The sequence below is a fragment of the Streptomyces sp. Root1310 genome, assembly GCF_001426425.1.
Classification (GTDB): Bacteria; Actinomycetota; Actinomycetes; order Streptomycetales; family Streptomycetaceae; genus Streptomyces.
Map to the genome: position 1 here is coordinate 150,233 of NZ_LMEQ01000005.1, position 20,082 is coordinate 170,314.

Here is a 20,082-nt window from a genome sequence, read left to right on the forward strand (position 1 = left end):
CCCCGTGCCCCACCAGGACCCCGCCGAACGGCGTGTCGTGGTCACCGGACCCGCCCGTCGTACCCTGCGCGCCTCCGGCTACTACCGGCCGCGTACCGAGATCGACGAGCAGACCACCCTCGGTCACACCTACGTCCGCTCCCTGATGCGCTCCCAACTGCGGGCCGCACTCGTGGTGTTCGCCGTCCTCACCCTGCTCGTGGGCCCGCTGCCGCTGCTCTTCGCGGCGATGCCCGACGCCCACCGCCTCGAATGGGCGGTCCTCGGCTTCTGCCTCTACGCCCCGCTCGTGCTGCTCGCCCGCTGGTACGTGCGCCGCGCCGAACGCAACGAGCGGGACTTCATACGTCTGGTCGAAGACCGGTGAACTCGGCCTTCGCCGTCCCCGCCGTCGCGCTCGTCGTCGTCGCGACCGTCCTCGTCGGCGCCTTCGGCCTGCGCATCTCCCGCACCACCTCCGACTTCTACGTCGCCTCCCGCACCGTGGGCCCGCGCCTCAACGCTGCCGCCATCAGCGGTGAGTACCTCTCGGCCGCCTCCTTCCTCGGCATCGCGGGGCTGGTCCTGGTCCAGGGACCGGACATGCTCTGGTACCCGGTCGGTTACACCGCCGGCTATCTGGTGCTGCTGCTCTTCGTCGCGGCCCCGCTGCGCCGCTCCGGCGCCTACACCCTGCCCGACTTCGCCGAGGCCCGCCTCGGCTCGCAGACCTCCCGGCGGCTCGCGGGCGCCTTCGTGGTCGGCGTCGGATGGCTCTACCTGCTGCCCCAACTCCAGGGCGCCGGGCTGACGCTGACCGTCCTGACCGGCGCCCCCGACTCGCTCGGCGGGCTGATCGTCGCGGTCGTCGTCACCGCCATCGTCGCCGCGGGCGGCATGCGCAGCATCACCTTCGTGCAGGCCTTCCAGTACTGGCTCAAGCTCACCGCCCTCCTCGTCCCGGCCCTCTTCCTCGTGCTCGCCTGGCAGGGCGACGGCGCACCACGCGACGCCTTCGGGGAACCGGCCACCTTCCGCGACCAGCGGGTCGTCCGGGTCGACGACACCCTCGACCTCAGACTGGACCGCCCCCTGACCGTGACGGTGGACGGCCGCGTCGACGGCCGCCCGCACCGGGACGCCGTGCTCCGGCTCCCCGCCGGCACCCACCACATCGAGCGGGGCACCCGCCTCACCTTCGCCGAGGGCACCGCCGTCCCCGTCGCCGAGCGCGGCAGCAACGGCGGCATGTCCACCTCCCTCGCCGCCGGCCGCGAGGAACGCCCCCTGTACGCCACCTACGGCCTGATCCTCGCGACCTTCCTCGGCACCATGGGCCTGCCGCACGTCGTCGTCCGCTTCTACACCAGCCCGCACGGAGTGGCCGCCCGCCGCACCACGGTCGCCGTCCTCGCCCTGATCGGCGCCTTCTACCTGCTGCCGCCCGTCTACGGCGCCCTGGGCCGTCTCTACGCCCCCGAGCTGGCCCTCGGCGGCGACGCCGACGCGGCCGTGCTGCTGCTGCCCGACCGGGTGATCGGCGGCCTCGGCGGCGACCTGCTGGGCGCGCTGGTCGCCGGGGGAGCCTTCGCCGCGTTCCTGTCCACCGCCTCCGGGCTGACGATGGCCGTCGCCGGCGTGCTCACCCAGGACGTCCTGCCGGCCCGGGGCGTCCGGCACTTCCGGCTGGGCACCGGGCTCGCCATGGCCGTGCCCCTCGCCGCGAGTCTGCTGGTGGGCGGGCTGCCTGTGGCCGACGCGGTCGGGCTGGCCTTCGCGGTGTCCGCGTCCTCCTTCTGCCCGCTCCTCGTCCTCGGCATCTGGTGGCGACGGCTGACCCCGCCCGGCGCGGCCGCCGGGATGCTGGTGGGCGGCGGTTCGGCGTTCGCCGCCGTCGCCGCGACCATGGCGGGCTTCCCCGGCACGGGCGGCCTGCACGCGCTGCTCGCCTGGCCCGCGCTGTGGTCCGTACCGCTCGGCTTCCTCACCATGATCCTGGTGTCCCTGGCCACCCCGGGACGGGTCCCGGCCGGCACGGCGGCGATCCTGGCCCGGTTCCACCTGCCCGAGGAACTGCGCACGGAAGAGCTGCGGGCGACGGAGGCGAAGGCATGAGCGGCTTCCTGGCGGGCGTCTGCATCGCGATCCTCCCCTTCCTCGCCGCGGGCTTCTGGCTGGGCCGCCGCACCGCCCGCCCCGAGAACCTCGGCGGGCTGGGCACCCCGGTCGAGCACGCCACCTTCGAGACCCTGCACACCGCCTCGCTCGCCGCGCCCCCGCTCCGTGCGGGCCTCACGGAGGAGACGGCCCGCAGATCGGCCCGCAGACTGCGCACCCTGCTCGGCACGGACGCGCTGTGCCTGACCGACGAGACGCAGGTGCTGGTCTGGGACGGCGTGGGGTCACATCACCGCACCGAGATCATGGAACGGCTGGCCGGCCCCCTGGAGAGCGGGCGCGGCGAGGCCTTCGGGCTCACCTGCGAGCACGCCGACTGCCCCGTCCGCTGGGCCGTCCTCGCCCCGCTCACCGTCGACGACCGGGTGCACGGCGTCCTGGTGGCCTGCGCGCCCCGCGAGTCCGCCGTCCTGGTCCGGGCGGCCGGCGAGGTGGCCCGCTGGGTGAGCGTCCAGCTGGAGCTGGCGGACCTCGACCAGTCCCGTACGAAACTGATCGAGGCGGAGATCAAGGCCCTGCGCGCCCAGATCTCCCCGCACTTCGTCTTCAACTCGCTCGCGGTGATCGCGTCGTTCGTGCGCACCGACCCCGAACGCGCCCGCGAGCTGCTCCTGGAGTTCGCCGACTTCACCCGCTACTCGTTCCGCAGGCACGGCGACTTCACCACCCTCGCCGACGAGCTGCACGCCATCGACCACTACCTGGCGCTGGTGCGGGCGCGCTTCGGCGACCGCCTCGCCGTCACCCTCCAGATAGCCCCCGAGGTCCTCCCGGTGGCGCTGCCCTTCCTCTGCCTCCAGCCGCTCGTGGAGAACGCCGTCAAGCACGGCCTGGAGGGCAAGGCCGACCGGTGCCACATCCAGATCACCGCGCAGGACGCCGGCGCCGAGGCCCTGGTCGTCATCGAGGACGACGGCGCCGGCATGGACCCGGTCGCGCTGCGCCGCATCCTGGCCGGCGAGGTGAGCCCCTCGGGAGGCATCGGGCTGTCCAATGTGGACGACCGGCTCCGCCAGGTGTACGGCGACGACTACGGCCTGGTCATCGAGACGGCGCCGGGGGCAGGGATGAAGATCACCGCCCGGCTGCCGAAGTACCAGCCGGGCGTCCACTCGGCGGCCCGCCTCAGCGGTGGCCAGGGCCGGGCCGCGTCATGATCATGGCGAGCGTGATCAGCCCCAGCACGACCCAGCCGAACCACAGCCAGCCGTTGCTGCCGAGCGCCACCGTGTAGGCGGTCACCGCGACGAGACCGCCGACGGTGAGCACCCCCATGGTCTTCGTGGAACTGTCCGTGGTACCTGCCATCGCGACACCTTCCTCGGGGCCGCCCTCCGCAGGGCGCGTCCCCTCCATGGTGCCCCGGGTTCAGCGCCCCTGTGTGTTGAGCGACGCAAGATAGGCGTTGTACGCCTCCAGCTCCTGGTCGCCGTCGCGGTCCGCGGCCCGGTCCTTGCGCTTGGCCTGCCGCTGCTCGGAGCCGTACCACTGGAAGAGCAGCGCGATCAGCACCAGCACGGACGGGATCTCGCTGAAGGCCCAGGCGATCCCGCCCGCCGCGTTCTGGTCGGAGAGCGCGTCGATGCCGAGCGAGGCGGGCGGGTTCTCGAACGTCTCGACCATCGGCTGGGAGGCCATCATCAGCGCGATGCCGAAGAACGCGTGGAACGGCATGCCCGCGAACAGCTCCAGCATCCGCATCAGATAGCCCGGCCGGTTCGGCCCCGGGTCGACGCCGATGATCGGCCAGAAGAACACCACACCGACGGCGAGGAAGTGCACCATCATCGCGAGGTGCCCCGCCCTGGAGCCCATCAGGAAGTCGAAGATCGGCGTGAAGTACAGCGCGTACAGGCTCGCGATGAACAGCGGGATCGTGAACGCGGGATGGGTGACGATCCGCATGTACCGGCTGTGCAGCAGCATCAGCAGCAGCTCACGCGGCCCCTTGCGCCCCCGGCCGGCGGCCGGCAGCGCGCGCAGTGCCAGCGTCATCGGCGCGCCCAGCAGGATCAGGATCGGCGACAGCATGCTGATCACCATGTGCTGCACCATGTGCACGCTGAACATCACCATGCCGTAGTCGTTCAGCCTGGTGCACATGACGAGCCCGATGGTCAGCACCCCGGCGGCGAACGACACGGTCCGCCCCACCGGCCACGCGTCCCCGCGCCTGCGCAGCCGCAGGACGCCCCAGCCGTAGAGCCCCAGCCCCACCAGACAGCCGACGAGGAAGAACGGGTCCGCCGACCACTGAAGGCCCCGCCCCAGCGTGAACGGCGGCAGATCCATGGTCATGCCGTGCCCGCTGTGTCCCATGCCGCCGGCTCCTGATTCGTGGGGGGTTGTACGTTTCCTGCCGCCCACAAGAGTAGAGAAGCCCCCGGCGACCTCTGTCACCGGGGGCGAACGGCCCCGTTCCGGGGGTGCGGGACCGTGACGGCGGCCCCGCACCCGGCCGGACGGGCTAGAGCACGGTCTCCGCCTCCGCGTACCGGTCCTCGGGAACGGTCTTGAGCGTCGCGACCGCGTCCGCCAGCGGCGCCATCACGATGTCCGTCCCGCGCAGGGCCGTCATCTTCCCGAACTCGCCCCGGTGCACCGCCTCCACCGCGTGCCAGCCGAACCGCGTGGCGAGCACCCGGTCGTACGCGGTCGGGGTGCCGCCCCGCTGCACATGCCCCAGGATGACCGGCCGGGCCTCCTTGCCGAGGCGGGACTCCAGCTCGATGGAGAGCTGCCGGGCGATCCCGGCGAACCGCTCGTGCCCGTAGATGTCCTTCGCGCCCTCGTCGAAGGCCATGCTGCCGGCCCTCGGCTTCGCGCCCTCGGCCGCGACGACGATCGCGAACCGCTTGCCCGCCTCGAACCGCTCGCCGACCCGGCGGGCCAGTTCGTCGATGTCGAAGGGCCGTTCCGGTACGACGATGGCGTGGGCGCCGGCCGCCATGCCGGACTGAAGCGCTATCCAGCCGGTGTGGCGTCCCATGACCTCGACGACGAGCACCCGCTGGTGGGACTCGGCGGTGGTCTTCAGCCGGTCCAGCGCCTCGGTCGCGACCCCGACCGCCGTGTCGAAACCGAAGGTGACGTCGGTGACGGCGATGTCGTTGTCGATGGTCTTCGGCACGCCCACGATGGGCAGCCCGCTGTCGTACATCAGCTTCGCCGCCTTGAGCGTGCCCTCACCCCCGATGGGGATGATCGCGTCGAGGCCGAGCTCCGCGACATGGCCCCGGGCCCGCTCCACGCCGTCCCGCAGATGCGAGGGCTGGACCCGGGAGGAGCCGAGGATCGTGCCGCCGCGGGCGAGGATGCCGCCCACCGCGTCGAGGTCGAGCTTGAGGTAGTCGCACTCCAGGAGGCCCTTCCAGCCGTCCCGGAAGCCGATGACCTCGTCGCCGTGGTCGGCGACGGCACGGTGCACGACGGACCGGATGACGGCGTTCAGGCCGGGGCAGTCGCCGCCGGACGTGAGGACACCAATGCGCATAGCCCGAAACAACCTTCTCCACGTGGGCCGGTCCGGACCACACTGTCCGGCTCGAATCCCCGCCACCCTAGCGGCAGGAGGGGGCGGGGCCGAAGAACGCGTCCGCCTGCTGGACGTGCCTGCTCACCTGTGCGGATGCACCGTCAGACGGGCTGCTGACGACACCCCGAAAATCAGGTGAACAGACGGTCACGAGGGAGTCCCTGCTACGGCGTCCGCGCAGGCTGCCGCACGGCCGTGCCTGCGCAGACGGCCACGCGCCCCGGCCGTCTGCGCAGGGCAGCCGCGCGACAGCTCCCGCGCGGGCCGCCGGACAGCTGTTCCTCCGCCGGCTCCCGCGCGGCTGTTCCTACGCCGGCTGCTGCGCGGCAGCGATGCGCTCGCTGCGGAGCGCCTCGTACCAGCGGTCGTCGATCGGCGGCAGCGCGTTCACGTCGAGCGCCAGCTTCAGCAGCAGGTCCGCGATCAGCGGGTTGCGGGCGAGCACCGGGCCGTGCATGTACGTGCCGAACACGGTGTCGTTGTACGCGCCCTCGGTGCCGTCGCCGGTGCCGTTGCCCTTGCCGAGCGAGACGCGGGCGAGCGGACGGGCGGTCTTGCCGAGATGGGTGACGCCCTGGTGGTTCTCGAAGCCGGTCAGCGGGGGCAGACCGAGCCGCGGGTCGATGTCGCCGAGGACGTCACCGACACACCGCTCGCCCTCGCCGCGCGTCGTCGTCACGTCCAGGAGACCGAGACCGGGCTCACGCTGGCCGAGGTCGTTGACGAACTCGTGGCCCAGGATCTGGTACCCGGCACACACCGCGAAGACGATCGCGCCGTTCTGCACCGCCTGGTACAGGTGCCCGTCCCGGCGCAGCCGCTCCGCCGCCAGTCGCTGCGGCCGGTCCTCGCCGCCCCCGATGAGGTAGATGTCGCCGGAGGTCGGGATCGGCTGGTCGCTGCGCACGTCGAGACGCGCCACGTCCAGGCCGCGCTGCCGGGCGCGGCGCTCGACGACGAGGGCGTTGCCCTGGTCGCCGTAGGTGCTCAGCAGGTCCGGGTAGATCCACACCAGCCGCAGTTGGTTGTCGCTCATGGAAACGTCCTTAGTGGTCAGTTGCCGACGCGGCGGCGCAGGTCCTGGAACGCGGTGTAGTTCGCGATGACCTCGATCCGGCCCGGCGGTGCCTGCTGCACGGCCTGGTCGAGGTTCTCGCACACCTGGAAGTGCTGGTTGGCGACCTCCAGACGCACCGCGAGGTCCAGCTTCCGGTCACCGACGACGAAGATCGGGTGGCCGGTCAGCCGCGTGTAGTCGACGTCCCACAGCCAGGAGGTGTCGGTGCCGTCGGCGCCGCGCGCGTTCACCGAGAGGATCACCGGGGTGGGCGGCGGATCGATCAGGCTGAACGTCTCGAGCCAGCCCGCCGGGTTCTTCGCGAGCAGCAGTCGCAGGTCACGACCCTGGAACTGGACGACGTCGTAGCGTCCGGCGACGGCCTGAACCTGGTACATCCGCTCCAGCGCCACCTGCGGCGGCACCCCGAAGACGGCGGCCACGGCGGCCGAGGAGGCGGCGTTGGCCTTGTTGGCGCGCCCCGGCAGCTGGAGGTGGATCGGCCAGGCGGACCCGTGCGGGTCGAGCACGTGGTCCCCGGACAGTGCCCAGCTCGGCGTCGGACGCCGGAACCCGCACTCGCCGCAGAACCAGTCGTCACCGGGCCGCTGCATGACACCGCCGCAGGACGGGCACGACCAGGCGTCGTCCTTCCACATCTGCCCGGCGGCGACCCAGATCACGTTGGGGGAGGAGGAGGCGGCCCACACCACCAGCGGGTCGTCGGCGTTGGCGACCACGACGGCCTTCGAACCGGCAAGCCCCTCACGCCAGTTCTCCGCGAGCATGCGGGTCTCGGCGGCGCGGTCCAGCTGGTCGCGGGAGAGGTTGAGCAGTGCGATGCACTTGGGGGCGGTGTCCCGGGCCACGCCCGCGAGGTACTTCTCGTCGACCTCGATCACGCCGTAGCGGGCCTCGGAGCCGCCCGCCAGGGCCGAGGTGATGCCGGCCGGCATGTTGGCGCCGAGCGCGTTGGACACGACCGGCCCGGCGGCGCGCAGTGCCTCGGCGATCAGCCGCGTGGTGGTGGTCTTGCCGTTGGTCGCCGAGACGAGGATGACGTCCAGGTTCTGGGCGAGCCGGGCGAGAAGGTCGGGGTCGAGTTTGAGCGCCACCCGGCCGCCGATCACCGAACCACTGCCGCGCCCCGCGGCGCGCGACGCCGCCGCGACCGCTTTGCCGGCGGTCACGGCGATCTTGGCCCGCGGCGTGAGCGGGTCCGAGTTGCCTGCCATCAGTTCTCGATCCTCCTTGCGTACGCGCCGCGCCTCTGCCGTACGGCAACGTGGTGGGTGGTCAGCCTATCGAGATCCATTCGCACTCCCGAATCCCGGCACCACCTCACGCCCGTGAGCGGCATGCGCGTGTCAGAAAGGACCGTACCCTTGCCGCCATGCGACACGGCTCCATCCCGGGCGCCCACGGGCGCGTCCGGCCCCTCTCCCTGCTCGGTGACCCCGTCCTGCACACCCGCTGCGAGGAGGTCACCGACTTCGGCCCCGAACTCGCCCGCCTGGTCGAGGACATGTTCGCCACGATGTACGCGGCCCAGGGCGTGGGCCTCGCCGCGAACCAGGTGGGCGAGCCGCTGAGGGTCTTCGTCTACGACTGTCCCGACGACGAGGACGTCCGCCACCTGGGGCATGTGGTGAACCCCCGGCTGGTGGAGGCCGACGGCATCGTCCTGCGCGGCCCGGAGGGCTGTCTGTCCCTGCCGGGGCTGGAGGCGGGCACGGAGCGGCGCGACCACGCGGTGGTCGAGGGGTTCACGATGACGGGCGAGCCGATCACCGTGCACGGCACCGGATTCTTTGCCAGATGCTTGCAGCACGAGGCGGACCACCTGGACGGCACGGTGTACGCGGACCGCGTGACGGGGTGGCGCAGGAGGAGGCTGGCGCGTCAGGTCGCACGGGCCGCCTGGAGCCGGGGCGGTCCCGCCTAGGGCCGCGCGGCCGTGTCCGTCCACGGCGTGGGCGGACGGCCGGGCCCGTGGGGGCGTGAGCGCCCCCACGCGATCCGCGTCCGGCGGCGGGCGTCAGAATCCGGGCCCGCCGAGCTTGTCGCCGGCCGCCGCGAGGCGGCCCCACAGCAGATCGGCCAGACTCCGCACCAGCTCGGCACGGGTGCAGGGGCGCTCACCCAGCCACCAGTCCCCGGCCGCGTGCATCATCCCGACGATCCCGTGGCCCCACACCCGGGCCAGCTGCTGGCTGCCGGGTCCGAGGTCCACCCGGTCCTCGATGACCTGGGCAAGCTCCTCGCCCATCCGCCGGAGCAGCGGCGCCGAGTGCTTGCCCACGTCGAAACCCTGCTCGCCCGGCGACCCGTCCGACGGATGCATCAGGAACCGGTAGACCTGGGGCCGGGCCTCGATCGCCGCGAGGTAGGTGTCCAGCGTGGCCTCCACCCGTTCGCGCCGCTCGGCGGGCGCGTCCAGGGCGGCCCGCAGCGAGTCCAGCAGCGCGTCCGTGTGCCGTTTGGCGAGCGCGGCGTAGAGTCCGCCCTTGTCGCCGAAGTGCCGGTAGAGGATCGGTTTGGTGATGCCCGCCTCCGCCGCGATCGCGTTCATCGAGGCCTGCGGGCCGTCGCGCAGCACCACCCGGTCGGCGGCCTCCAGCAGCTCGCGCCTTCGGCGGTCGGCGGACCGTTGCTGCTCGGTCCGCTGCGTGGTGTCCATGAGCTCTCCCCACCCGTGCTGATTCGGTGACGCCTGCGCAAACTAACACCTACCGGCAGCCTGACATCGAACGGGCCGGGGGGCTCCCGGGCCGTCAGCAGGAGTTGACTTTTCCTACCGACCGGTAACAGACTCGCGTTACCGCTAGTAACACGCACGTTCCGCCCTGGAGGGGACATGGCCGAGTTCACCATGGAGCTCAACGACGAACAGAAGGAGGTCCGGGACTGGCTGCACGGCTTCGCGGCCGACGTCATCCGCCCCGCGGCCGCCGAATGGGACGAGCGTGAGGAGACTCCCTGGCCGGTCATCCAGGAGGCCGCCAAGGTCGGGATCTACTCCCTCGACTTCTACGCGCAGCAGTACTTCGACCCCACCGGCCTCGGTATCCCGATGGCCATGGAGGAGCTGTTCTGGGGCGACGCGGGCATCGCCCTGTCGATCGTCGGCACCGGCCTCGCCGCCGTGGGCGTGCTCGCCAACGGGACCGAGGAGCAGATCGGCACCTGGATCCCGCAGATGTACGGCGACGCCGGCGACGTCAAGGTGGCCGCCTTCTGCTCCTCCGAGCCCGACGCCGGCTCCGATGTCGCCTCCCTGCGCACGCGGGCCGTGTACGACGAGGCCAAGGACGAGTGGGTGCTCAACGGCACCAAGACCTGGGCGACCAACGGTGGCATCGCCAACGTCCATGTCGTCGTCGCGGCCGTGGACACCGAACTGGGCTCCAAGGGGCACGCCTCCTTCATCGTCCCGCCGGGCACCCCGGGCCTCGCCCAGGGCCAGAAGTTCAAGAAGCACGGCATCCGCGCCTCGCACACCGCCGAGGTGATTCTCGACAACGTGCGGGTCCCCGGCTCCTGCCTCCTCGGCGGCAAGGAGAAGCTGGACGAGCGGCTGGCGCGGGCCCGCGAGCGGGCGAAGTCGGGCGGCGAACGCGTCAAGAACGCGGCGATGGCGACCTTCGAGGCCTCCCGGCCGGCGGTCGGAGCCATGGCCGTCGGCACGGCCCGCGCCGCGTACGAGGTGGCCCTCGACTACGCCAAGACCCGTGAGCAGTTCGGCCGCCCGATCATCGACAACCAGGGCGTCGCCTTCCAGCTCGCGGACATGCGCACCCAGATCGACGCCGCGCGGTTGCTGGTCTGGCGCGCGTCCTGGATGGCGATCAACGGCAAGCCGTTCACCGCCGCCGAGGGCTCGATGTCGAAGCTGTACGCCAGCGAGACGGCCAAGCAGGTCACCGCGCAGGCGATCCAGATTCTCGGCGGCAACGGCTACACCCGGGAGTACCCGGTCGAGCGGATGCACCGCGACGCGGCCATCTACACGATCTTCGAAGGCACGAGCGAGATCCAGCGCCTGGTGATCGCCCGCACGCTGTCGGGGATGCCGATCCGCTAGGACGGGTCCCCGCACACCGCGGCACGACGTGGCACGGCCCCGGGGACGCCCCCCGGGGCCTGCGCGATCAGCGGCGACGGACTACGGCGCACCCCCGCTGCTGTGCGCGATGCACGCCACATCGATCCGGTCGGCCAGCTTCGCGAGCTCGATGGTCAACGCGGCGACGGTGTCCTCGTCCAGCCCGTCCGCCCCGGCCTCGACGAGATGCAGCCAACGACCGCCCAGCGTGCGGAGCAGCTTGCTCACGTCGGCCGCGGCCACCTGCAAGGTCCCGCGGTCATCGACGATCAGAGGCAGAGTCACTTCGCGGTTCACATCCGGGATCGTAGCCGCGCGGCGCTCACGCACCGTGCCAAACCGTGGTGATGTTGCAGAACTCCCGGATTCCGTGCCCGGACAGCTCACGGCCGTACCCGGACCGCTTCACCCCGCCGAAGGGGAACCCCGGATGGGACGCGGTCATCCCGTTGACGTACACGCCACCGGCCTCCAGATCCCGTACAAAACGGTCCACCTCCGCCTCGTCCCGTGTCCACACGTTGGAACTCAGGCCGAACGGCGAGTCGTTGGCGATGAGCACCGCCTCGTCCAGGTCCGCCGCCCGGTAGAGCGTCGCGACCGGCCCGAACGCCTCCTCCCGGTGGATGCGCATCTCCCGGGTGATCCCGGAGAGCACGGTCGGCGGGTAGTACCAGCCGGGTCCGTCCGGCCGCTCGCCCCCGCACAGCGCGGTGGCGCCGGAGCGCCGCGCGTCGTCCACCAGCTCCTCCAGGTCCGACCGCCCCCGCTCGCTCGCCAGCGGCCCGACGTCCGTCTCCTCCTCCAGCGGGTCGCCGACCCTCAGTGCCGCCATGCCCGCCACGAACCGCTCGGTGAACGCGTCGTACACGTCCGTGTGAACGATGAACCGCTTGGCGGCGATGCACGACTGCCCGTTGTTCTGCACGCGCGCGGTCACCGCCACCTGCGCGGCCCGGTCGACGTCCGCCGACGGCATGACCACGTACGGGTCGCTGCCGCCCAGCTCCAGCACCGTCTTCTTGACCATCTCCCCGGCGGTGGCGGCCACCGCCCGGCCGGCCGGCTCGCTCCCGGTCAGGGTCGCCGCCTTCACCCGGTCGTCGCGCAGGATCTCGTCGACCGCGCCCGAGCCGATGAGCAGCGTCTGGAAGCAGCCCTCGGTGAAGCCGGCCCGGTGGAACAGGTCCTCCAGGTACAGGGCGGTCTGCGGCACGTTCGAGGCGTGCTTGAGCAGGCCGACATTGCCCGCCATCAGCGCCGGCGCGGCGAACCGGACCACCTGCCACAGCGGGAAGTTCCACGGCATCACCGCGAGCACCGGGCCCAGCGGCCGGTAGCGGACCAGGGCGCGCGCGGCGCCGGAGTCCTTCACGTCGGCGGCGGACGGCTCCTCGTCGGCGAGCAGTTCCGCCGCGTGTTCGGCGTACCAGCGCATCGCCCTGGCGCACTTCGCCGCCTCCGCGCGCGCCTGCTTCACCGGCTTGCCCATCTCGGTGGTCATCACCCGGCCGATCTCCGCCTGGTCCTCGTCGAGGAGGTCGGCGGCCCGGTTCAGCAGGCGGGCGCGTTCGGCGTACGTCGTCGTCCGGTACGTACGGAAGGTGGCCTCCGCGAGCTGGAGCCGGCGCTCCAGCTCCTCCTCGCCCATGGCCTCGTACGTCCGAAGCGTCTCGCCGTTCGCCGGGTTCACCGTCGCGATGGGCATGACCGACCTCCTGAAGAGCTGACTGTGCTTCGACCTTGCCGCGCCGGACCCGGGGCCGCAACGCGTGCGCATCCGCGGGGCGGGTCTTGCCGATCGGCCCGGCCCGGAGCTCCGGCACCGGTGCGACGCCGAGGCCCGGGGCCGGACGCCGCGCGCTGATCCGACGCGAATGGTCGGACCCGCCCTAGCCCGAGTGCTCCGCCAGCCGGTCGAGAAACGCGGCCTGCGCCGTGACGATCACCTCGCGGGCCCGGTCGAGCCCGAACCAGGCCACCCGGTCCAGCTCCGGGAACTCCTCGGTCAGGCCGGACCGCGGCGGCCACTCCATGGTGAACGTGCCGGGTGCGATCGCCGCCGGGTCGAGGTCCGCCTCGATCGCCCACGCGGTGACGATCTTGCCGTTCTTCTGCCGGACCTCACCGAGGTCGATCGCCTCGCCGTCGGGCGGCGGCAGGCCCAGCTCCTCCCGGAACTCGCGGCGGGCGGCCTCCCAGGCCGGTTCGTCGGGCTCGTACTCGCCCTTGGGGACGCTCCACGCCCCGGCGTCCTTCTTCGCGAAGTACGGACCGCCCATATGGCCCAGCAACACCTGCGGTCCGTCGTCGGTGTGCCGGAACAACAGCAGGCCCGCGCTGCGCTTCGGCGTGGCGGGGGTCAAGGGCGCACCTCCGGGTGGGCGGCGAGCAGGGTCTCCACCGTGTCCGCCTCCTCCGGGCGCTTGTCCTCGCGGTAGCGCAGGACGCGGGCGAAGCGGAGCGTGACGCCGGCCGGGTAGCGGGTGGAGCGCTGAAGGCCGTCGTAGGCGATCTCCACGACGAGTTCGGGGCGTACGGTCACCACGTATCCGCTCTCGTCGACGGCCAGTTCCCGCAGGCGTTCCGTCTGCCAGGTGAGCAACGCGTCGGTCAGGCCCTTGAAGGTCTTGCCGAGCATGGCGAACCCGCCGTCCGCGGTGCGGGCGCCGAGGTGCAGGTTGGAGAGCTTGCCGGTGCGCCGTCCGTGGCCCCACTCGGCGGCCAGCACCACCAGGTCGAGCGTGTGCACGGGCTTGACCTTCAGCCAGGAGGCGCCGCGCCGGCCCGCGCTGTAGGGCGCGTCGAGCGCCTTCACCACGACTCCCTCGTGACCGCGCAGCAGGGTCTCCCTCGCGAACTCCTCCGCGGCTTCGACCTCCTCGGGGCCGGACACGACCGCGCGGCGCACCCGCATCGGCTCGGGCACCAGCCGGGCCAGCTCCGCGTGCCGTTCGGCGAAGGGCAGATCGAGCAGGTCCCGGCCGTCCACGGACAGCGCGTCGAAGAAGACGGGTGCGACGGGGACCGCCTCGGCCGCCGCCGTCACATCCACCCGGGAGCCGACCCGGCCGGCGGTCTCCTGGAAGGAGCGAGGGCGGCCGGTCCCGTCGAAGGCGATGACCTCGCCGTCGAGGATGAACCTTGAGCCCGTCAACCGCCGCGCCGCGTCCGTCACTTCGGGCAGCCGGTCGGTGATGTCGTCGAGGGTGCGGGTGTAGAGGCGGACGTCGTCGCCGTCACGGTGCACCTGGACGCGGATCCCGTCCAGCTTCTCCTCCACCGCGCAGACGCCGAGCTTGCCGACCGCCTCGGCCACGGCGGACGCGGTGTGCGCGAGCATCGGCTGGACCGGCCGTCCGACGGTGAGGCGGAACGCCTCCAGCGCCGCCGGTCCGTCCGCGAGCAGCGCCTGCGCCACCGTCCGCAGCGACCCGGCCAGCATCACCGCCCGGCGTACGTCCGTGGCGGGCGCCCCGGTCGCCTGCGCCAGACCCTCCACGGCGACGGCGTCCAGCGCGCCCTGCCGGACCTCGCCGGTGATGAGGCCGAGCAGGAAGCGCTGTTCGTCCGCGGTGGCCGCGCCCATCAACTCGCCGACCAGGCGGGTGCGTTCGGCCTGTGAGCCGGGGCCCGACACCTTGCCGAGCTCGGTGAGCCGGGCGTCCACCTCCCGCACGGTGAGCGCCGGGCCTTCGGCCGGGGTGACCGGCCGGCTCAGCACCTTCCAGCCGACACCCAGCCGGCCCTGGGGGAGCCGGCCGGCCAGATAGGGGATGACGATCGGCACGTCGTCCGCCTCCGCGTCCCGGAAGAGTTCGGCGAGCAGGGCGATCTTGCGGGAGCGCGCCGAGGTGGCGGCGACCTCCCGGGACACGTCGGCGAGCCGGGTCAGCAGCATGCAGCCATGGTGCGGCGCGCTCCGCTGATTTACACGTCGAGGAACAGGCCGCTCTTCGTCTGCGGGCGCGTTGTGGCTGGTCGCGCAGTTCCCCGCGCCCCTCGGAGGCGCTGCCGAACCGCAGCCTGATTCGCCTGGACCGCTCAGCGGGCGACCGCCGCGTCGAGGTCTTCCATCAGCAGCTCCCCGTTGATCGCCGCCCCGGCCCGGTAGCCGCGGCTGGCCGCGTTCACGACCTGCTCGGCGAACCCCGACGCGTTGCCGGCCGCCCACAGGCCGGGCACCGTCGTCAGGCCCCGTCCGTCGACCACCGGGTAGGTGCCGAAGGGGGTCTCGCTCATCTCGGCGCCCAGCCGGGCGAGCAGGTCCGTTCGCGGCACCGCGCGGGGGGCCACGAACACCACCTCACGGTCGTGCACCTGCCCGTCCGCGAGCCGGACCCCGGTGAGCCGGTCCTCCTCGACGACCAGCCCGGCCACCGTGCCGGGGACGACCCGCACGCCGGCCGCGGCCAGCCTGCGCAGGTCCTCGTCGGTCAGCTCCGCCTCGGCGACCGTGTGCAGGAAGAGGGTCACGTCCTTGGACCACTGGGACACCATCAGCGCCTGGTGGACGCTCATCGGGGTGCCGGCGAGCACGCCGAAGGCCTGGTCGCGGACCTCCCAGCCGTGGCAGTACGGGCAGTGGATCACGTCCCGGCCGAAGCGCTCGGCGACGCCCGGGACCGGCGGCAGCTCGTCCTTCAGGCCGGTCGCGACGACGAGCTGCCGGGCCCGCACGGTCCGGCCTCCCCCGGCGGCGCCGGCACCGGCGAGCCGTACGGCGAAGCCGTCACCCCGGGTGACGTCCACCACCCGGTCGCGGACCAGTTCCACGCCGTACCGGGCGATCTCCTCGCGCCCGACGGCCAGGAACTCGGCGGGGGACATGCCGTCCCGCGACAGATAGCCCTGCATGTGGGCGGCGGGCGCGTTGCGCGGCTCACCCGCGTCGACGACCAGGGTGCGGCGCCGGGCCCGGCCCAGGACGAGCGCGGCGGACAGACCGGCGGCGCCCCCGCCGACGACGATCACTTCGTACTGCTCGGTCTTCTCGGTCACGGTGACCACCTCCGCGACCACGGTCGCCGGGCGCGCGCGGGATTGACAAACATATTTGCCGGTTCGGCAAGATGGAGGCATGACGACGGACGAGGTACTCGCGGAGGTCGGCCCGAGGCTGCGGCGGCTGCGCAAGGAGCGGGAGGTGACGCTCGCGGCGCTGTCGGAGGCGACCGGCATCTCCGTCAGCACGCTCTCGCGGCTGGAGTCCGGGCTGCGCAAACCCAGCCTGGAGCTGCTGCTGCCGATCGCCCAGGCCCACCAGGTGCCGCTGGACGAGCTGGTCGGGGCGCCGCCGGTGGGCGATCCGCGGGTGCGGGCCGAGCCGATCGTGCGGCACGGGCGGACCTTCTGGCCGCTGTCCCGGCAGCCCGGCGGACTGCAGGCCTTCAAGGTCCTGGTGCCCCAGCGCGAGGAGGAGCCCGAGCTGCGCGTCCACGAGGGCTACGAATGGCTGTACGTGATGTCCGGGCGGCTGCGGGTGGTCCTCGCGGAGCACGACGTGGTGATGACGGCGGGCGAGGCCGCGGAGTTCGACACGCGCGTGCCGCACTGGTTCGGGTCGACGGGGGAGGGGCCGGCCGAGTTCCTGAGCCTGTTCGGCCCGCAGGGTGAGCGGATGCATGTGCGGGCGAGGCCTCGGCAGGGGTGACGGTGGCGGGGTGGTGACGGAGGCCGGGTGACGGAGACAGGGTGGTGACGGAGGCAGCGTGACGGAGGCAGGGGTGACGCGGACGACTCTTCGGCCGTCGTCTGTTCCCTCCGGGCAAGCGACCGCTTAGTATGCGAAGCGAACCGGTCGGAACGCCGGTCGGACGACGCAGTCCCGTGGAGGCTCCGCATGCAGGCATGGCAGGTGCACGAGAACGGCGAGCCGAGCGAGGTGATGCGGCTCGAGGACGTGGAGCGGCCCACGCCCGGTGACGGCCAGGTCCTGCTCAGGGTGCGTGCCGCGAACATCAACTTCCCGGACGTGCTGATGGTCCGGGGGCACTACCAGGTGCGGCCCCCGCTGCCGTTCACGCCCGGCGTGGAGATCTGCGGCGAGACCGAGGACGGCCGCCGCGTGATCGCCAACCCGGCGCTGCCGTACGGCGGCTTCGCCGAGTACGCCGTCGCCGACGCGGCCGCCCTGCTGCCGGCGCCCGAGTCGCTCGACGACGCCGAGGCCGCCGCGCTGCACATCGGCTACCAGACGGGCTGGTTCGGCCTGCACCGCAGGGCGCACCTGGAGGCCGGCGAGACGCTGCTCGTCCACGCTGCCGCAGGAGGGGTCGGCAGCGCGGCCGTGCAGCTCGGGAAGGCGGCCGGCGCGACCGTCATCGGCGTCGTGGGCGGCGCCGAGAAGGCCGCCGTGGCCCGCGAGCTGGGCTGCGACGTGGTGATCGACCGCAAGACCGAGGACGTCGTCGGGGCCGTGAAGGCGGCCACCGGCGGCCGGGGCGCCGATGTCGTCTACGACCCCGTCGGCGGCGAGGCCTACATCCAGTCCACGAAGGTCGTCGCCTTCGAGGGCCGGATCGTGGTCGTCGGCTTCGCGAGCGGGACCATCCCGAGTCCCGCGCTGAACCATGCCCTCGTCAAGAACTACGCGATCCTCGGCCTGCACTGGGGCCTGTACAACACCAAGAACCCGAAGCTGGTCCAGCACTGCCACGAGCAGCTCACCGACCTGGCCGCCCGGGGCGCGATCCGGCCGCTGGTGAGCGAGCGCGTACCGCTCGACGCGGCCGCGGCCGCCGTCCAGCGGGTCGGCGACGGCGTCACCACCGGCCGGGTCGCCGTCGTACCGCAGAACGGAGCCACCGCATGACCGACGCAGCCGAACTGAAGCGCCGCACAGCGGAGTTGCTGGCCGCGCACCCGCCCGCCGACACCGGCACGACGGACTTCCTCAAGGCCCGCTTCGACGCGGGACTCGCCTGGGTGCACTTCCCCGAGGGCCTCGGCGGACTGGGCGCGCCCCGCTCCCTCCAGGCCGTCGTGGACGCCGAACTGGCGGCCGCGGGCGCCCCCGACAACGACCCCCGGCGCATCGGCATCGGCCTCGGCATGGCCGCGCCGACGATCCTGCGCTACGGCACCGAGGAGCAGAAGCAGCGGTTCCTGCGCCCCCTGTGGGTGGGTGAGGAGGTCTGGTGCCAGCTGTTCAGCGAGCCCGGAGCAGGCTCCGACCTGGCCGCGCTCGGCACCCGCGCCGTACGGGAGGACGGGGGAGGGTGGATCGTCAACGGGCAGAAGGTGTGGACGTCCAGCGCCCATGTCGCCCGCTGGGCCATCCTCATCGCCCGCACCGACCCGGACGTGCCCAAGCACGCGGGCATCACCTACTTCCTCTGTGACATGACGGACCCGGGTGTCGAGGTCCGGCCGCTGCGCCAGATCACCGGCGAGGCCGAGTTCAACGAGGTGTTCCTGACCGACGTCCGCATCCCCGACTCCCGCCGCCTCGGCGAGGTCGGCGACGGCTGGCGGGTCGCACAGACCACGCTGAACAACGAACGCGTCGCCATCGGCGGTATGCGGCTGCCCCGCGAGGGCGGCATGATCGGCCCGGTCTCGAAGACCTGGCGCGAGCGGCCCGAACTGCGCACCCACGACCTGCACCAGCGACTGCTGAAGCTCTGGGTCGAGGCCGAGGCCGCGCGTCTCACCGGTGAACGCCTGCGCCAGCAGCTCGTCGCCGGCCAGCCCGGCTACGAGGGCTCCGGCATGAAGCTCGCGTTCGCCCGGCTCAACCAGGAGATCAGCGGCCTGGAGGTCGAACTCCTCGGCGCGGAGGGCCTGTTGTACGACGACTGGACCATGCGCCGCCCGGAGCTGGTGGACTTCACCGGCCGGGAGGCCGGATACCGCTACCTCCGCTCCAAGGGCAACAGCATCGAGGGCGGGACCAGCGAGGTCCTGCTGAACATCGTCGCCGAGCGCGTCCTGGGCCTGCCGTCCGAGCCGCGCACCGACAAGGACGTCGCCTGGAAGGACCTGGCCCGATGAGCGCACAGCCCGATCTTCTCTACTCCGAGGAGGAGGAGGCGCTGCGCGCCGCCGTCCGCGACCTGCTCGCCGACCACTGCGACGCGCCCGGCGTCATCGCGCGTACGGAGACGGACGCGCCGCACGACCTCGCGGCCTGGAAGGCGCTCTCCGACGGCATGGGCCTCGCGGGCCTGCTGGTGCCCGAGGCACTGGGAGGCCAGGGCGCCGGCCACCGTGAAGCCGCCGTGGTGCTGGAGGAGTTGGGGCGCGCCGTCGCCCCGGTGCCGTACCTGACCAGTGCCGTCGTCGCCACCGAGGCGCTGCTGGCGCTCGGGGACGAGGAACTGCTCGGCCGGCTGGCGTCCGGGCGGTCGATCGGCGCGCTGGCGGTCGGCCTGCACACCGCGCCGGGGGCCGCCGTCCAGGCCGTCCACGTCGAAGGAGGCCTCCTCCGGGGCGAATTGTCCGGCATCGCGGACGCCTCCGTCGCCGACGTACTGCTCGTGCCCGCGGACGACGGCGGTCTGTACGCGGTGGACGCGACTGCCGTGAGCGTCACCCCGCAGGTGTCCCTCGACCTCACGCGCCCCCTCGCGACGGTCACCCTCGACGGCGCCCCCGGCCGCCGCCTCGGCGACGCCGAACCCGCCGTCCGCCGTGGCCTGCGGGCCGGCGCGGGGCTGCTCGCCTCGGAGCAACTCGGCCTGGCGGATTGGGCGTTGACCGAGACCGTGCGCTACCTGAAGGAGCGCAAGCAGTTCAACCGGCCCGTCGGCGGCTTCCAGGCGATCAAGCACCGGCTGGCCCAGCTCTGGCTGGAGGTCGTCAACCTCCGGGCCGTCGCCCGGGGTGCGGCCGACGCGCTGGCGAGCGGTGAGGACGTCGACATCGCGGTGGCCGTCGCCCAGGCCTACGCGCCCGGGGTCGCCGTGCACGCCGCCGAGGAGGCGCTCCAGCTGCACGCGGGCATCGGCATGACGTGGGAGCACCCGATCCACCTCTACCTCAAGCGGGCCAAGGCAGACTCGATCGCCTACGGCAGCGCGGGCGCCCACCGGGCCGCCGTGGCCGAACTCGTCGATCTGCGCGCACCCTGACCGTCACCCGATGAAGCCCGCCCCACCCGGGGCGGGCTTTTTTCGTGCTTCCTGCCGGAAGGAGTGAACGAAGGACGGCCGTCCGGCCAACTCCTGGCACGTAGAGGTCCGTTGCCGCTCCCGCGGCCGCATACTCCCTGTGGTCCCGACCCGC

At 72.6% G+C, this 20,082-nt stretch carries 20 protein-coding genes; 9 read left to right on the forward strand and 11 right to left on the reverse strand.

All coding sequences use genetic code 11. The features are described from left to right. Nucleotides 1-4 precede the first annotated feature (4 nt). The 3 genes from ASD48_RS14355 to ASD48_RS14365 are packed head-to-tail and all read left to right on the forward strand — an operon-like array spanning nt 5 to nt 3,314. Nucleotides 5-367 (forward strand): hypothetical protein, encoded by a 363-nt coding sequence (locus ASD48_RS14355; RefSeq protein ID WP_057601970.1) that lies wholly within the window; start codon nt 5-7, stop codon nt 365-367. After that, entirely contained in the window at nt 364-2,094 is a 1,731-nt protein-coding gene (locus ASD48_RS14360; protein ID WP_057601971.1) for a cation acetate symporter, read from the forward strand. Before ASD48_RS14355 ends, ASD48_RS14360 begins: the two co-directional genes overlap by 4 nt. Continuing rightward, nucleotides 2,091-3,314: a histidine kinase gene (locus ASD48_RS14365; RefSeq protein ID WP_057601972.1), complete on the forward strand. Its 1,224-nt coding sequence runs from the start codon at nt 2,091-2,093 to the stop codon at nt 3,312-3,314. Before ASD48_RS14360 ends, ASD48_RS14365 begins: the two co-directional genes overlap by 4 nt. Here the strand turns inward: ASD48_RS14365 and ASD48_RS14370 are convergent. The 5 genes from ASD48_RS14370 to ASD48_RS14390 form a co-directional block, all read right to left on the reverse strand. Continuing rightward, nucleotides 3,283-3,465 (reverse strand): hypothetical protein, encoded by a 183-nt coding sequence (locus ASD48_RS14370; protein ID WP_020131614.1) that lies wholly within the window; start codon nt 3,463-3,465, stop codon nt 3,283-3,285. The two genes, ASD48_RS14365 and ASD48_RS14370, sit on opposite strands and share 32 nt — an antisense overlap. A 60-nt stretch (nt 3,466-3,525) precedes the next feature. Next, a complete protein-coding gene (locus ASD48_RS14375; protein ID WP_057601973.1) occupies nt 3,526-4,476 on the reverse strand; it encodes a cytochrome c oxidase assembly protein in 951 nt (316 codons plus the stop codon). Between the two features lie 148 nt (nt 4,477-4,624). Beyond that, nucleotides 4,625-5,650 (reverse strand): 6-phosphofructokinase, encoded by a 1,026-nt coding sequence (locus ASD48_RS14380; protein WP_057601974.1) that lies wholly within the window; start codon nt 5,648-5,650, stop codon nt 4,625-4,627. A 349-nt stretch (nt 5,651-5,999) separates the two neighbouring features. Further along, on the reverse strand, nt 6,000-6,728 hold the full coding sequence (locus tag ASD48_RS14385; protein ID WP_057601975.1) for a glutamine amidotransferase: 729 nt from the start codon (nt 6,726-6,728) through the stop codon (nt 6,000-6,002). A gap of 17 nt (nt 6,729-6,745) precedes the next feature. Next, nucleotides 6,746-7,984: a MurT ligase domain-containing protein gene (locus ASD48_RS14390; protein ID WP_057601976.1), complete on the reverse strand. Its 1,239-nt coding sequence runs from the start codon at nt 7,982-7,984 to the stop codon at nt 6,746-6,748. Between the two features lie 158 nt (nt 7,985-8,142). Here ASD48_RS14390 and def point away from each other — a divergent pair, with 158 nt between their 5' ends. Then, the gene (gene def, locus ASD48_RS14395; protein ID WP_057601977.1) at nt 8,143-8,694 is read left to right on the forward strand and encodes a peptide deformylase; all 552 of its coding nucleotides are present in this window, start codon (nt 8,143-8,145) and stop codon (nt 8,692-8,694) included. A 93-nt stretch (nt 8,695-8,787) separates the two neighbouring features. Here def and ASD48_RS14400 read toward each other — a convergent pair whose 3' ends face one another. Then, nucleotides 8,788-9,429 carry a TetR family transcriptional regulator gene (locus ASD48_RS14400; RefSeq protein ID WP_020131608.1) on the reverse strand — a complete coding sequence of 214 codons (642 nt, stop codon included), beginning with the start codon at nt 9,427-9,429 and terminating at the stop codon, nt 8,788-8,790. A 177-nt stretch (nt 9,430-9,606) separates the two neighbouring features. On the opposite strand from ASD48_RS14400, the gene ASD48_RS14405 reads away from it, so the two are divergent. Beyond that, nucleotides 9,607-10,833: an acyl-CoA dehydrogenase family protein gene (locus tag ASD48_RS14405; RefSeq protein WP_057601978.1), complete on the forward strand. Its 1,227-nt coding sequence runs from the start codon at nt 9,607-9,609 to the stop codon at nt 10,831-10,833. Nucleotides 10,834-10,914: 81 nt separating this feature from the next. Here ASD48_RS14405 and ASD48_RS14410 read toward each other — a convergent pair whose 3' ends face one another. The 5 genes from ASD48_RS14410 to ASD48_RS14430 all read right to left on the reverse strand — a co-directional run bounded on the left by ASD48_RS14410 (nt 10,915) and on the right by ASD48_RS14430 (nt 15,864). Next, nucleotides 10,915-11,151, reverse strand: coding sequence for a DUF6213 family protein (locus tag ASD48_RS14410; protein WP_028807142.1), 237 nt, complete (start codon nt 11,149-11,151; stop codon nt 10,915-10,917). Nucleotides 11,152-11,176: 25 nt separating this feature from the next. Then, nucleotides 11,177-12,562, reverse strand: a complete 1,386-nt coding sequence (locus ASD48_RS14415) for an NADP-dependent succinic semialdehyde dehydrogenase (protein WP_057601979.1) — start codon at nt 12,560-12,562, stop codon at nt 11,177-11,179. 184 nt (nt 12,563-12,746) lie between these two features. Continuing rightward, nucleotides 12,747-13,220 carry an NUDIX domain-containing protein gene (locus ASD48_RS14420; protein ID WP_057601980.1) on the reverse strand — a complete coding sequence of 158 codons (474 nt, stop codon included), beginning with the start codon at nt 13,218-13,220 and terminating at the stop codon, nt 12,747-12,749. After that, nucleotides 13,217-14,755 (reverse strand): ATP-dependent DNA ligase, encoded by a 1,539-nt coding sequence (locus ASD48_RS14425; protein WP_057601981.1) that lies wholly within the window; start codon nt 14,753-14,755, stop codon nt 13,217-13,219. The genes ASD48_RS14420 and ASD48_RS14425 overlap by 4 nt, the downstream gene beginning before the upstream one ends. A gap of 143 nt (nt 14,756-14,898) precedes the next feature. Continuing rightward, nucleotides 14,899-15,864, reverse strand: coding sequence for an NAD(P)/FAD-dependent oxidoreductase (locus tag ASD48_RS14430; protein ID WP_107104318.1), 966 nt, complete (start codon nt 15,862-15,864; stop codon nt 14,899-14,901). A gap of 70 nt (nt 15,865-15,934) precedes the next feature. Here ASD48_RS14430 and ASD48_RS14435 point away from each other — a divergent pair, with 70 nt between their 5' ends. The 4 genes from ASD48_RS14435 to ASD48_RS14450 all read left to right on the forward strand — a co-directional run bounded on the left by ASD48_RS14435 (nt 15,935) and on the right by ASD48_RS14450 (nt 19,928). Further along, nucleotides 15,935-16,507 carry an XRE family transcriptional regulator gene (locus ASD48_RS14435; RefSeq protein ID WP_057601982.1) on the forward strand — a complete coding sequence of 191 codons (573 nt, stop codon included), beginning with the start codon at nt 15,935-15,937 and terminating at the stop codon, nt 16,505-16,507. Nucleotides 16,508-16,696: 189 nt separating this feature from the next. Further along, complete coding sequence (locus tag ASD48_RS14440; protein ID WP_057601983.1) at nt 16,697-17,668, forward strand: NADPH:quinone oxidoreductase family protein; 972 nt, start codon at nt 16,697-16,699, stop codon at nt 17,666-17,668. Further along, on the forward strand, nt 17,665-18,849 hold the full coding sequence (locus ASD48_RS14445; protein ID WP_057601984.1) for an acyl-CoA dehydrogenase family protein: 1,185 nt from the start codon (nt 17,665-17,667) through the stop codon (nt 18,847-18,849). Before ASD48_RS14440 ends, ASD48_RS14445 begins: the two co-directional genes overlap by 4 nt. After that, entirely contained in the window at nt 18,846-19,928 is a 1,083-nt protein-coding gene (locus ASD48_RS14450) for an acyl-CoA dehydrogenase family protein (protein WP_057601985.1), read from the forward strand. The genes ASD48_RS14445 and ASD48_RS14450 overlap by 4 nt, the downstream gene beginning before the upstream one ends. Nucleotides 19,929-20,082: the final 154 nt, after the last annotated feature.

Bases quoted from the DNA above. Each gene is read 5' to 3' on its own strand.
- ASD48_RS14365 (WP_057601972.1), top strand. From the start codon at position 2,091: ATGAGCGGCTTCCTGGCGGGCGTCTGCATCGCGATCCTCCCCTTCCTC.
- ASD48_RS14370 (WP_020131614.1), bottom strand. From the start codon at position 3,465: ATGGCAGGTACCACGGACAGTTCCACGAAGACCATGGGGGTGCTCACC.
- ASD48_RS14375 (WP_057601973.1), bottom strand. From the start codon at position 4,476: ATGGGACACAGCGGGCACGGCATGACCATGGATCTGCCGCCGTTCACG.
- ASD48_RS14380 (WP_057601974.1), bottom strand. From the start codon at position 5,650: ATGCGCATTGGTGTCCTCACGTCCGGCGGCGACTGCCCCGGCCTGAAC.
- ASD48_RS14385 (WP_057601975.1), bottom strand. From the start codon at position 6,728: ATGAGCGACAACCAACTGCGGCTGGTGTGGATCTACCCGGACCTGCTG.
- ASD48_RS14390 (WP_057601976.1), bottom strand. From the start codon at position 7,984: ATGGCAGGCAACTCGGACCCGCTCACGCCGCGGGCCAAGATCGCCGTG.
- def (WP_057601977.1), top strand. From the start codon at position 8,143: ATGCGACACGGCTCCATCCCGGGCGCCCACGGGCGCGTCCGGCCCCTC.
- ASD48_RS14400 (WP_020131608.1), bottom strand. From the start codon at position 9,429: ATGGACACCACGCAGCGGACCGAGCAGCAACGGTCCGCCGACCGCCGA.
- ASD48_RS14405 (WP_057601978.1), top strand. From the start codon at position 9,607: ATGGCCGAGTTCACCATGGAGCTCAACGACGAACAGAAGGAGGTCCGG.
- ASD48_RS14415 (WP_057601979.1), bottom strand. From the start codon at position 12,562: ATGCCCATCGCGACGGTGAACCCGGCGAACGGCGAGACGCTTCGGACG.
- ASD48_RS14425 (WP_057601981.1), bottom strand. From the start codon at position 14,755: ATGCTGCTGACCCGGCTCGCCGACGTGTCCCGGGAGGTCGCCGCCACC.
- ASD48_RS14435 (WP_057601982.1), top strand. From the start codon at position 15,935: ATGACGACGGACGAGGTACTCGCGGAGGTCGGCCCGAGGCTGCGGCGG.
- ASD48_RS14440 (WP_057601983.1), top strand. From the start codon at position 16,697: ATGCAGGCATGGCAGGTGCACGAGAACGGCGAGCCGAGCGAGGTGATG.
- ASD48_RS14445 (WP_057601984.1), top strand. From the start codon at position 17,665: ATGACCGACGCAGCCGAACTGAAGCGCCGCACAGCGGAGTTGCTGGCC.
- ASD48_RS14450 (WP_057601985.1), top strand. From the start codon at position 18,846: ATGAGCGCACAGCCCGATCTTCTCTACTCCGAGGAGGAGGAGGCGCTG.